This is a genomic window from Mesorhizobium sp. M0563 (assembly GCF_040321065.1).
Lineage (GTDB): Bacteria > Pseudomonadota > Alphaproteobacteria > Rhizobiales > Rhizobiaceae > Mesorhizobium.
This window is the reverse complement of the sequence record NZ_JAMYQV010000001.1, coordinates 148531-160141: the sequence shown is the minus strand read 5'-3', so window position 1 is coordinate 160141 and position 11611 is coordinate 148531. Positions and strand designations below refer to the sequence as shown.

At 65.5% G+C, this 11611-nt stretch carries 12 protein-coding genes and 1 tRNA gene; 11 read left to right on the top strand and 2 right to left on the bottom strand.

The features are described from left to right. Genes cbiE through NKI50_RS00730 form a run of 8 tightly spaced genes read left to right on the top strand, consistent with a single transcriptional unit; the run spans position 1 to position 6755 of the window. Positions 1-1242 carry a precorrin-6y C5,15-methyltransferase (decarboxylating) subunit CbiE gene (gene cbiE / locus NKI50_RS00765; protein WP_352483035.1) on the top strand — a complete coding sequence of 414 codons (1242 nt, stop codon included), beginning with the start codon at positions 1-3 and terminating at the stop codon, positions 1240-1242. Further along, on the top strand, positions 1239-1619 hold the full coding sequence (locus NKI50_RS00760) for a cobalamin biosynthesis protein (RefSeq protein WP_023720761.1): 381 nt from the start codon (positions 1239-1241) through the stop codon (positions 1617-1619). Before cbiE ends, NKI50_RS00760 begins: the two co-directional genes overlap by 4 nt. Then, positions 1616-2380 carry a precorrin-4 C(11)-methyltransferase gene (cobM, locus tag NKI50_RS00755; RefSeq protein ID WP_352639638.1) on the top strand — a complete coding sequence of 255 codons (765 nt, stop codon included), beginning with the start codon at positions 1616-1618 and terminating at the stop codon, positions 2378-2380. The genes NKI50_RS00760 and cobM overlap by 4 nt, the downstream gene beginning before the upstream one ends. Then, positions 2377-3183, top strand: coding sequence for a uroporphyrinogen-III C-methyltransferase (cobA, locus tag NKI50_RS00750; protein WP_023720763.1), 807 nt, complete (start codon positions 2377-2379; stop codon positions 3181-3183). Before cobM ends, cobA begins: the two co-directional genes overlap by 4 nt. Beyond that, the gene (locus NKI50_RS00745; RefSeq protein ID WP_023720764.1) at positions 3180-4493 is read left to right on the top strand and encodes a cobyrinic acid a,c-diamide synthase CobB; all 1314 of its coding nucleotides are present in this window, start codon (positions 3180-3182) and stop codon (positions 4491-4493) included. The genes cobA and NKI50_RS00745 overlap by 4 nt, the downstream gene beginning before the upstream one ends. Beyond that, positions 4490-5251 (top strand): adenosylcobinamide-GDP ribazoletransferase, encoded by a 762-nt coding sequence (cobS, locus tag NKI50_RS00740; protein WP_352639640.1) that lies wholly within the window; start codon positions 4490-4492, stop codon positions 5249-5251. Before NKI50_RS00745 ends, cobS begins: the two co-directional genes overlap by 4 nt. A gap of 24 nt (positions 5252-5275) precedes the next feature. After that, entirely contained in the window at positions 5276-6286 is a 1011-nt protein-coding gene (gene cobT, locus NKI50_RS00735; RefSeq protein WP_352639642.1) for a nicotinate-nucleotide--dimethylbenzimidazole phosphoribosyltransferase, read from the top strand. A 16-nt stretch (positions 6287-6302) separates the two neighbouring features. Then, entirely contained in the window at positions 6303-6755 is a 453-nt protein-coding gene (locus NKI50_RS00730; RefSeq protein ID WP_352639644.1) for a hypothetical protein, read from the top strand. A 386-nt stretch (positions 6756-7141) separates the two neighbouring features. On the opposite strand, the gene NKI50_RS00725 is transcribed toward NKI50_RS00730, so the two are convergent. Beyond that, positions 7142-7217: transfer RNA gene (locus NKI50_RS00725), tRNA-Lys, on the bottom strand. Positions 7218-7322: 105 nt separating this feature from the next. Further along, on the bottom strand, positions 7323-8228 hold the full coding sequence (locus tag NKI50_RS00720; protein WP_352639664.1) for a PhzF family phenazine biosynthesis protein: 906 nt from the start codon (positions 8226-8228) through the stop codon (positions 7323-7325). Between the two features lie 111 nt (positions 8229-8339). On the opposite strand from NKI50_RS00720, the gene NKI50_RS00715 reads away from it, so the two are divergent. The 3 genes from NKI50_RS00715 to NKI50_RS00705 are packed head-to-tail and all read left to right on the top strand — an operon-like array spanning position 8340 to position 11562. Further along, positions 8340-9632 carry an efflux RND transporter periplasmic adaptor subunit gene (locus NKI50_RS00715; protein ID WP_352639666.1) on the top strand — a complete coding sequence of 431 codons (1293 nt, stop codon included), beginning with the start codon at positions 8340-8342 and terminating at the stop codon, positions 9630-9632. Positions 9633-9634: 2 nt separating this feature from the next. Continuing rightward, complete coding sequence (locus NKI50_RS00710) at positions 9635-10342, top strand: ABC transporter ATP-binding protein (protein ID WP_352495192.1); 708 nt, start codon at positions 9635-9637, stop codon at positions 10340-10342. A gap of 2 nt (positions 10343-10344) precedes the next feature. Next, on the top strand, positions 10345-11562 hold the full coding sequence (locus NKI50_RS00705) for an ABC transporter permease (protein WP_352639668.1): 1218 nt from the start codon (positions 10345-10347) through the stop codon (positions 11560-11562). Positions 11563-11611: the final 49 nt, after the last annotated feature.

Here is an 11611-nt window from a genome sequence, read left to right as displayed (position 1 = left end):
ATGCCTGCTGAAGGTCCGCGCGCCGCCGTGCTCACTCCAAAATGGCTCACGATCATCGGCATCGGCGAGGACGGTGTAGCGGGTCTCGGCGACGAGGCCAAGCAGTTGATCGCGGGTGCCGAATTCGTTTTCGGCGGCAAGCGCCACCTGGCCCTCGTCGCATCGCTCGCCAAAGGTGAAGCGCGCGCCTGGCCGACGCCTTTCGATGCCGAAATGCGCGACGTGCTGGCGCTCTCCGGCAGACGCGTCTGCGTGCTGGCCTCCGGCGATCCCTTCTACCACGGTGTCGGCGTCACCCTCGCCCGCAAGGTCGCGGCGGAGGATATGCGGGTGATCCCCGCGCCCTCGGCCTTCTCGCTGGCCGCCTCACGCTTGGGCTGGGCGCTACAGGACGTCGAGACCATTTCGCTGCATGGCCGCCCGCTCGACCTGATCCGGCCGTTGCTGCATCCTTGCACCCGCATTCTGGCGCTGACCTCGGATAGCGATGCACCGGAAGCGATTGCCCGTCTCATGACCGAACTCGGCTTCGGCGCCTCGCGGTTGACGGTTCTGGAGGCGCTGGGTGGGCAGAACGAAAGGCTGCGCTCGGCGAACGCCGGCGCTTTCGACCTCGAAAAGATCAACCCACTCAACGTGCTCGCAATCGAAGTTGATTCGACCCCGCAAGCACGCGTCCTGCCACTGACATCGGGCCTTGCCGATCATTTGTTCGAGCACGACGGCCAGATCACCAAGCGCGAAGTGCGCGCCGTCACCCTGTCCGCTCTCGCGCCAAGGCGCGGCGAACTGCTGTGGGACATTGGCGCCGGCTCCGGCTCCATCGGCGTCGAATGGATGCTCGCGCATCCCTCCATGCGCGCCATCGCCGTCGAAGCCGATCCGGCCCGCGCCGCGCGCATCCGACACAACGCCGCGGCCTGCGGCGTTCCCGGTCTCGCCGTCGTTGAAGGTTCGGCACCGCAAGCTCTTGCCGGACTGGAAACGCCGGCGGCGATCTTCATCGGCGGCGGCGGCAGCGATGCCGGCGTGCTGGAAAGAGCCATCGATGCCTTACCCGCCGGCGGCCGCCTCGTCGCCAACGCGGTGACGCTGGAGATGGAGGCACTGCTGCTTTCCCGTCACGCTGCGCTCGGCGGCGAGCTCACCCGCATCGCCATATCCCGTGCTTCGCCGGTCGGTTCGATGCAGGCTTGGCGGCCGGCTATGCCGGTCACCCAATGGAGCTGGGTGAAGCCATGATGGTCGCGGGCATCGGCAGCCGCAAAGGCGTCAGCGCACGCGACGTGCTTGCTGCGGTAGAAACCGCGCTGGAGGCGCACGGGCTTGCCCTGCCCGCGCTTTCGGCGCTCGCGACCGCGTCTCTCAAGCAGGATGAAGCGGCAATCTTCGCCGCCGGACGCGAACTCCGCCTTCCGGTGATCGTTGTCGAGCAGGACGAACTCAAAGCTGCATCTACAACCAGCCACTCCAACCTATCACAGGAGCACGCCGGCACGCCGTCGGTTTCCGAAGCCTCCGCGCTTGCCGCCGCCGGCAAAGGCGCAAAACTGCTCGGACCACGCACCGTGCTCGGTGCTGTCACCTGCGCCATCGCCATCAGCGGAGATGCGGTATGACCGTCCATTTCATCGGCGCCGGCCCGGGTGCCGCCGATCTGATCACCTTGCGCGGGAGCCGTCTGCTCGGCAGTTGTCCCGTCTGCCTCTATGCCGGATCGATCGTCGCGCCGGAGCTGTTGCAGCACTGCGCGCCCGGAACGATGTTGATCGACACCGCGCCGATGTCACTCGACGAGATCGAGGCCGAATATCTGGCAGCCCACGCGGCCGGCCATGATGTCACCCGCCTCCATTCAGGCGACCTTTCCGTGTGGAGCGCCGTTGCCGAGCAGATCCGCCGGCTGGAAAAGCACGGCATCCCTTACACGCTGACGCCGGGCGTGCCGTCTTTTGCCGCCGCGGCCGCCGCGCTGCGCCGCGAGCTGACCATTCCGGAAGTCGCGCAAAGCCTGGTGCTGACCCGCATCTCCGGCCGCGCCTCGAAAATGCCGCCCGGAGAAACACTGGCCGGCTTCGGCCGCACCGGCGCCACGCTCGCCATCCACCTCGCCATCCACGCTGTCGACCGCGTCGTCGCCGAGCTGACGCCCTACTACGGCGCCGACTGCCCAGTCGCGATCGTCTTCCGCGCCTCCTGGCCGGACGAGCGGGTGTTGACCGGCACGCTGGCGACCATTGAGGCGCAGCTAGGCGCGGATCCTATGGAACGCACGGCGATCATCTTCGTCGGCCGCTCGCTGGCGGCGGAAGATTTTAGTGAAAGTTCACTTTACGACGCCCACTACCAGCGGCGTTTTCGCGGACGAGACGGATCGTGAGCGGCAGCAATAGAAACACTACTGTCGAGCAGGCGCTCACCCGGCTGAACTTCAAGCCGCGCCAGCTGGAGCCCGGACATGTCTGGCTGGCCGGCGCCGGCCCTGGCGATCCCGGCTGCCTGACGCTGGAAGTGCTGGCCGCCCTCGGACAGTGCGACGCGCTGGTTTATGACGCGCTGGTCTCGCCCGAAGTCGTCGCCGTCGCCGAGGGCGCGGAACTGTTCTATGCCGGCAAGCGCGGTGGCAAACCATCGATGAAGCAGGACGACATCACCGCTCTGCTGGTCCGGCTGGCGCGCGAGGGCCGGCGCGTCGTCAGGCTGAAGGGCGGCGACCCCTATATTTTCGGGCGTGGCGGCGAAGAGGCGCTGGCGCTGGCCGGGGAAACCATCCCGTTCCACATCCTGCCTGGCCTGACGTCCGGCCTCAGCGCGCTGGCCGCCACCGGCATTCCCGGCACCATGCGCGGCATCAACAAGGCGCTGATCCTGGCGACCGGTCACGCCGCCGGCACCGATGACGATCTCGACTGGGCGGCCATCGCCCGTACCGGCCAGCCGGTGGTCATCTATATGGGCATGGCCAATCTGCCGCTGATCGCCGCCTCGCTGCTTGAGGGCGCGCTGGCGCCTTCGACGCCCGCCGCGGTAATTGTCGCTGCGACGACACCGCAGGAACGGATCGTCGTCGCCACGCTCGCCACCATTGCGGAAGAGGCAGCGGCCGCCGGTCTGACCTCGCCGGCGCTGATCGTCGTTGGCGGCATCGTCGCGATGCGCGCGGCATTGGCGGGTGAGTCATGACCCGCGCCATCATCATCGGCGCGCCGCGCTCGGGCTCGGGCAAAACCAGCGTCACCATCGGCATTCTGCGCGCGCTCGCCCGGCGCGGCCTGAAGGTGCGCGGCGCCAAATCCGGCCCGGACTATATCGATCCCGGCTTCCACGCCGCAGCCACCGGCCTGTCCGGCGTCAATCTCGACAGTTGGGCAATGCCGCCTGCCCTGCTCAACGCGCTGGCTGGTGAAGCGAACGAGGATGCCGAATTTATCTTTCTCGAAAGCGCCATGGGCCTGTTCGACGGGATTCCGGCTGCTCCAGGACGGTCCGGCTCGGCTGCCGACCTTGCCCGGCTCTACGGCCTGCCGGTGCTGCTGGTGCTCGACGTTTCCGGCCAGTCGACCACGGCAGCGGCCGTCGCCAAGGGTTTTGCCACCTACGATCCGGATGTGCGCATGGCGGGGGTCGTGCTCAACCGGCTCGGCAGCGAGCGCCACGGCCGGCTATGCGGCGATGCCATCGAGGCACTCGGGCTGCCTGTCGTCGGCGCTATCTTGCGCGATCCCTCGCTCAACCTGCCCGAACGCCATCTCGGCCTCGTCCAGGCCGGCGAATATGAGAATCTGATGGCGCACCTCGACCGGCTGGCCGACATGGTCGAGCGCTCGCTCGACCTCGACGCCATCATGGCGCTGGCGGCGCCATTCACGCCCGCGCCGGGCAATTTCGGCGACGCGCTGCCGCCCCCCGGCCAGCGCATTGCACTTGCCGAGGACGCCGCCTTCAGCTTCCTCTATCCGCATGTCGCCATGCATTGGCGCAAGGCCGGCGCCGAGATTATTCCCTTCTCGCCACTCGCCGACGAAGCACCAGGCGACAATTGCGATGTCTGTTGGCTGCCCGGCGGCTATCCCGAGCTTCACGCCGGTCGCCTCGCCGCCGCGGCGAATTTCAGAGCCGGCATGGCGCGGTTCGCCGCTACGCGGCCGGTGCATGGTGAGTGCGGCGGCTTCATGGTGCTCGGCGAGGCGCTCGAGGACGCGTCGGGCGAGACGCATCGAATGCTTGGCCTGCTCGGTCATTCGACCAGCTTCGCCAAGCGCAAGATGAATCTCGGCTACCGCGAGGCGCGGCTGCGTTCCGGGTGCCCGCTCGGCAGCCACGGCACGCTGATCCGCGGCCACGAATTCCATTATGCGCAGATGATCGCGACCGGCAATGACGAGCCGCTGGCCGACCTCGCCGATGGGCAAGGCAATCCGCTCGGCGCCTCCGGCTACCGGCGCGGCCATGTCAGCGGCACCTTCTTCCATGCCATTGCGAGGGGTGGATGAAGGCCTCGCAACGGCAGATTTTCGAGGACATCGCGCTTTGCCTCGTCTTCTTCACCCGGCTGCCGCTGCCGAGAACCGACTTCCGCGTCCGTAGCCTTGCTGCCGCGATCTGGGCGGCGCCCGTGGCCGGCCTCGCCGTCGCTCTGGCCGGTGCGCTGGTCTACGCCATCGGGACAAGGCTCGGCCTGGCCGGAGGGTCTGCCGCCGCATTGACCCTTGCCGCGATCTTGCTCGCCACCGGCTGTCTGCATGAGGACGGGCTTTCGGATGTCGCCGACGGTTTTGGCGGCGGCAAGACACGCGACAGAAAGCTGGAGATCATGCGCGACAGCCGCATCGGTGCCTACGGCGCTTGTGCACTTGCTGTCTCGCTGCTGATCCGCTGGACCGTGCTCGCCGAACTCGCCGGCCCGGTCTACGTGTTCTGGGCCCTCATAGCCGCGCATGCCGCTTCGCGCGGCCTGCTCGGCGCCTTCATGCACCTTTTGCCGCCGGCTCGCAGCGACGGCCTCTCGGCCGAAGCAGGCTTGGTTACGACTGAGACCGCTGGCATCGGTGCCGTACTCGGTGCGGTCGCGCTGCTGGCGCTTGGGTTCGGCGCTGCTATCTTCGCGCTCATCCTGCTTGCGCTTTTGTTTGCCGCCTTCCGCGCGCTGTGCATCAGCCAGATCGGCGGCCAGACCGGCGACACTGTCGGTGCCCTCCAGCAGCTCGGCGAGATCGCAATCCTGATCGTCGCTTCCGTTTCCCTTTCCTGACTCTGTTTCGGAGATTTTGTCCCCATGCCTTTCAAATCGCTCGATGAACTGCGCGCCGCCTGCCTTGACCTGCCCAACGGCAGCGACACCGCGGCCAATGCCGTCGCCCGCCGTCAGGACACGCTGACCAAGCCGCAAGGCAGCCTCGGCCGACTGGAGACGATAGCCGCCTGGCTGGCGCGCTGGCAGGGCCGCGACATGCCAAAGCTCGACCGCGTCAAGGTCTTCGTCTTCGCCGGCAACCACGGCGTCACCACGCAAGGCGTGTCGGCCTTCCCGTCGGAAGTCACCGTGCAGATGGTGGCGAATTTCGCCGGCGGCGGCGCCGCCATCAACCAGCTTGCCCGCATCGCCGGCGCCGATCTCGATGTTATCCCGCTCGACCTCGACCGTCCGACCGGCGATTTCACGCAAGACGCGGCGATGGACGACGAGGCCTTCCTCGCCGCCGTCTCGGCAGGCTACGACGCGATCAGCAGGGAACTCGACCTTGTCTGCTTCGGCGAAATGGGTATCGGCAACACCACGCCGGCGGCGGCCATCTCGACCGCTCTGTTCGGCGGCGGAGCGGAAAGATGGACCGGGCGTGGCACCGGCGTCGACGATGCCGGCCTTGTGCGAAAGATCGTCGCCATCGAGGCCGGCCTCAAGCGCCACGCCACGGCGCTGGCCGATCCGCTGAAGCTAGCGGCCACCCTCGGCGGCCGCGAGCTTGCGGCGATCTTGGGCGCAACGTTGGCGGCGCGCCACCTGGGCGTGCCGGTGCTGCTCGACGGCTTCGTCTGCACCGCCGCCGCAGCACCCTTGGCAGCGCTGCATCCCGCCGGCCTTGCCCACACCATGGCCGCTCACGTATCGGCCGAGTCCGGCCACCGCCGCCTGTTGGAGGCGCTCGGCCTGCCGCCCCTGCTCGATCTCGGCATGCGTCTCGGCGAAGGCTCCGGCGCCTGCCTGGCGGTCAACATCGTCCGCTCGGCATTGGAATGCCATGTCCGCATGGCAAGTTTTGCCGAGGCTGGTGTTTCGGAGAAGTAAGGACCAGACGGCTGCGATGAATGAACCGCTATATCCTTTTCGTGACCCGAAGCATGGCATTCGCGAAATCTATGCGCGAATTGTCCGCGATTTCGATCGGAAGGCTGGGGCCTTTGCGGGGCTCACATACAGTTCACCATGGATGTTGGCCACGGAGGATTGGGCTGAACGATCAGGCCATTCGGTCGAGGACCTATGCAAGATGATTTCTCAAAAGCGGATTTCCTACTTTTCCAAGGAACCCGCGGATCCAGAAACCGTCCGGATTTTTGAGGGTTTTCGCAACGCGGCTGAGGAGTGGAGAGAAGAGACCGGCTACGCGGATCCGCCCACGCGCCTCACCCCCGAGATCAGAAAACTTACGAATTACAAGGAGTTAAAGCACACACGTGGAGACTGTGGAGTTCCATGGGGCTGGATAGACCGTCACACGATTATTTTCTTCGTGACCTCAGCTTTAGGGGCATGATGGAAGATGCTTTTGGCCACGAGGTTCTAGTCGGGATGAAACTAAAGCTTGGATATGGTGGGCCGATCCGGCTGGATTTTCGCTTCCCTTACTACGCAGACGATGAACCTACATCCTTTGGACTGGGCGGTCTCTCGGGCGAGGCGCTATGCCATGCACTTCGACTGCCCAGGCATCCTGAACTCGAATGGATCGCTGGCAAAAGCAAAACAAACTTCGATAACGTCGACCGCGTGATAGCCATAACGCGAGCAATCCTGACCTATCTGAGGCCCACTATCCAATAGTCGGGCGAGTCGACCAGCCGCTGGCGGACATGTGCGACGGCAAAACGCCGTCTCGCGCCGCGGCTCGTTAAGGTCTTTCCACCAAATCCTGGAGATTTTTGGTGGGTGCGCACAGGATTGAACTGTGGACCCGCTGATTAAGAGTCAGCTGCTCTACCAACTGAGCTACGCACCCACTCGGCCGGAAAAACCGGCGTTGGCGGGCATATAGCCGCCGACATCCGCCATGTCCAGCCCTGCCGATTCATTTACCGACAAATTGCCCAAGTGCCGCACATGGTCAGATGAAAAGCCTGCCTTCCGCCGCCTTGACCGCATGGCCGCCGATGCGGGCGGCCGTCAGTTTGCCACCTTCGACATTCAGTTCGAGGCGAATGCGCGAAGGCCGGCCCATCTCCAGCCCCTGCTCGATCCACAGTTGTGAAACGCCGTCGGTCGGGCCGTCGAAATGCATGATCGCGCCGGCGAACGCGGCCGCCGCCGAGCCGGTCGCCGGGTCTTCGTAGGACGGATTGCCGGGCACCATCATGCGGACATGGAAGGCACTGTCGTGGTGCACCGTCTCACGGCAATAGACATAGGGGCTGGCGAAGGCCCATTCGCTTTTGCGTGGTGCCAGTTCCGACCACGCCTGGTTGTCCAGCCTGATCCGGGCAGCCGCCTCCAGATTAGCGACGGGGATGGTCACGTAGGGCACGCCCGCCGACCAGAATGAAACGCGGTGGTTCTCGAAGCCGATCTCGTGCGGCCCAAGGCCAAGGGCCGCGCCGATGGCCTCGGGATCGGCCGACAATTCCAGCTGCGCCGGCAGTTTTGCCAGGTCGAACTCGGCGAAGGTCGAACCATCGTGCTTGCTGACAGCGCAGCGCACCGGCCCGATATTCTCCTCGAGCACGAAGATGCCGGCGGCCTCTCCCGCCATTTCGGCGAGCGCTATCGCCGAGCCGACAGTTGGGTGGCCGGCGAACGGCATTTCATAGTCAGGCGTGAAGATTCGGATGCGGGCCCGGTGCTTCGGGTTGTCGGGCGGCAGCACGAAGACGGTTTCGGACAGGTTGAACTCGCGCGCCACCGCCTGCATCGCCGCAACGTCCAGCCCGTCGCAGTCGAGTACCACGGCCAGCGGATTGCCGGCCAGCCGGGTGGTGGTGAATACGTCGTAAAGCAAGTAATTCCGCTTCTGCATTTCAGTAAGTCCTCTGCCTCATTCCCAACATGAGCGAAATTTAATTTGAATTTTGAACCATTAGGCCTGATTTGTGCACTGATGGGACATCACTGAACATAGGGGTCCGGCGTGGACCAGATTGTCAATCTGCCAAAGACGGATTCCACTTCCGCCATCGAGACGGCGCTCGGGCTTGACCACCAGGGCCTGAAGACAAAACGCCGTCGCGGTTGGCTTTACGCAGTGTTCGCACTGCTTGCCGTCGCCGCGGCTTTTGCCGGCTATGAGTGGTACGCGGGCTCGCCCGCCAAGATCGAGTATACCACGACACTGGCTGCCATGGCCGATCTTACCGTCGCGGTTTCGGCTACTGGCACGCTGCAGCCCCTCACCCAGGTCGATATTTCCAGCGAACTCTCCGGCGTCGTCCGCTCGGTCTCGGTCAACGAGAACCAGCTGGTGAAGAAGGGCGATGTGCTGGCCGCGCTCGACACTGCCAAGCTGGAGGTCCAGATCGAGCGCGCCCAGGCCTCCGCCAAGGCGGCGGCGGCGAGCGTCGAGGACGCCACCGTGACCCTGGCCGAAAACGAAAAGGGCCTGGTGCGCGCGGCGCAATTGACCAAGCGCGGCATGGCGACGGACCAGTCGCTTGAAGCGGCAACCGCCACGCGCGACCGCTCGAAGGCGGCGCTCGATATCGCCAGAGCCAACCTCGCCATGGCCAATGCCGATCTCAAGGCACAGCAGACGGATCTTGCCAAGAGCACCATCTACGCTCCCATCGACGGCATCATATTGACGCGCTCGGTCGACCCCGGCCAGACGGTCGCCTCGTCGCTGCAGGCGCCGGTGCTGTTCGTCATCGCAGCGGATCTGAAGAACATGGAGCTGAAGGCTGCGGTCGACGAGGCCGACATCGGCGCCGTCAAACCCGGCCAGCATGCGCGCTTCACCGTCGATGCGTTCCCTGAACGGCCATTCGACGCCGAAATCCGCGACATTTCCTATGCCTCGGTCACTACCGACGGCGTCGTCACTTACGATGCAAGGCTGGATGTCGACAACAGCGAGCTTCTGTTGCGGCCCGGCATGACCGCCACCGTCTCGGTCGTCACCAAGCAGGCCAAAAACGTGCTAACCGTGCCGTCCATCGCCTTCCGCTACCGGCCGGCGCAGACGGCGGAGCGCGGTTGGAGCCTCACCGACCTGTTCACTGGCCGCATGGGACGCCCCGGAGGCAACCGCCAGCGCCAGGCGGCGACGAAGCCCACCGACGGCTCGCGCACGCTCTACGTGCTGGAGAATGGGCGGCCGCATCCGGTCAACGTCAAGGTCGGCTCGACAGATGGCGAACTGACCGAGATCGTTTCCGGCCTCGAGGAAGGCGCGCAAGTCATTACCGCCTCGCAGCAGAGGAGCTGATCGTGGCATCCGGCGCGACCCTCATCGGCTTCGACAAGGTCTGCAAAAGCTATGGCCAGGGCGAAGCCCGGGTGCATGCGCTGGCCGGCGTCGACCTCGCCATCAGGCGCGGCGAATTCGTCGCCATCATGGGCCCGTCCGGCTCGGGCAAATCGACGGCCATGAACATCATTGGCTGCCTCGACACGCCGACGGCCGGGACCTACAGCTTCGAAGGCATCGACGCCGGCCGTCTCGACCGCAACCGCCGTGCTCAGCTGCGCAATCTTTATGTCGGCTTCGTTTTCCAGGGCTATAATCTGTTGCCGCGCACCACGGCGGCCGAGAATGTCGAACTGCCGCTGATCTATCGCGGCGTCGGTGCCCGCGAGCGCCGCGGCCTGGCCATGCAGGCACTTGCCGAGGTCGGCCTTATCGGCCGCGAGCATCATACGCCGGCCGAGCTGTCCGGCGGCCAGCAGCAGCGCGTGGCGATCGCGCGCGCCATCGTCACCAGGCCGACGCTGCTCGTCGCCGACGAACCGACCGGCAATCTCGACACCGCCCGCACGCACGAGATCATGGAGCTCCTGACGCAGTTGAATACCGAGCTCGGTCTGACCATCGCGATGGTCACGCACGAAGCCGATGTTGCCGGCTGTGCGCAGCGCACGATCCGTTTCCTCGATGGCCATGTCGCCTCGGACACAGCCAATCTCGAGATGGCCTAGCCATGATCTGGGAAACCGTTCGCCTCTCGCTCCGCTCCATCCGCCGCAACGTGCTGCGCTCGTTCCTGACACTGCTCGGCATCGTCATCGGCGTCGCCGCCGTTATCGCCATGCTGACCATCGGCTCGGGCACCACCGAGAAGGTCAAGTCCGACATTTCCAAGCTCGGCAGCAACCTGCTCGTCATTCGTTCCGGCCGGCCGGCCGGACCCGGCGGCCCGGGAGGGCTCGACCAGGTGGTCCGGCCTCTTGCCGACAAGGACTTCGTCGCGCTTGTCGCGCACCTGGACGGCGCGCGCGCCATCTCGCCGGCGTCGCAAAAGCAGGTGCGCGTCATTTTCGGCACCGAAAGCCTGACCTCGGGCGTCACCGGCACCGACAGCGCCTATCTCGATGCCCGCGACTGGAAGCTGGTCTCGGGCCGCCCCTTCAGCGATTCGGAAACCCGCTCCGGCACCGGCGTCTGCCTCGTCGGCGAGACGGTGCGCCAGCAGTTCTTCGGCGCCGGCGATCCCGAAGGCGAGATCATCCGCGTCAACCGCACCTCCTGCAAGATCATCGGCCTGCTCGAACCGAAGGGCTATACCGGCTTCGGCCAGGACCAGGACAATGTCGTGCTGATGCCGCTTGCCGCCTATCAGCGTCGCATTGCCGGTAATCGCGACATCGACTCGATCTATGTCGCCGCCGACGACCGTACGCTGACCACGGTGCTGCAGCAGCGCGTCGAGGACATCTTGCGCGACACACGCCGCATCACGCCCGACCGTGACGATGATTTCTCGATCCGCGACATGACCCAGATCGCCGATGCCATGGCCAGCGCGACCACCACCATGACTGGCATGCTCGGCGCCGTCGCCGGCGTCAGCCTGCTCGTCGGCGGCATCGGCATCATGAACATCATGCTGGTGTCGGTAACCGAGCGCACGCGCGAGATCGGCATCAGGCTCGCCATCGGCGCCCACGAAAAGCATATCCTCATCCAGTTCCTGGTCGAGGCAACCGTGCTGTCGCTGCTTGGCGGCATCATCGGCATCCTGATCGGCCTGGCGCTTGCCGGCCTTGCCTCGCTGACGCTGACGATCCCGTTTGCGCCAAGCCCGGCGGTCATCCTGCTTGCGGTCGGCTTCTCCGCGCTGATCGGAATGGTGTTCGGCTTCTTCCCGGCGCTGCGCGGCGCGCGGCTTAACCCGATCGACGCGCTGAGACATGAGTAGGCGTTGCAGCAAGTGTCGCCTCCAGACGCTGCCGATTTTTTATGCAACC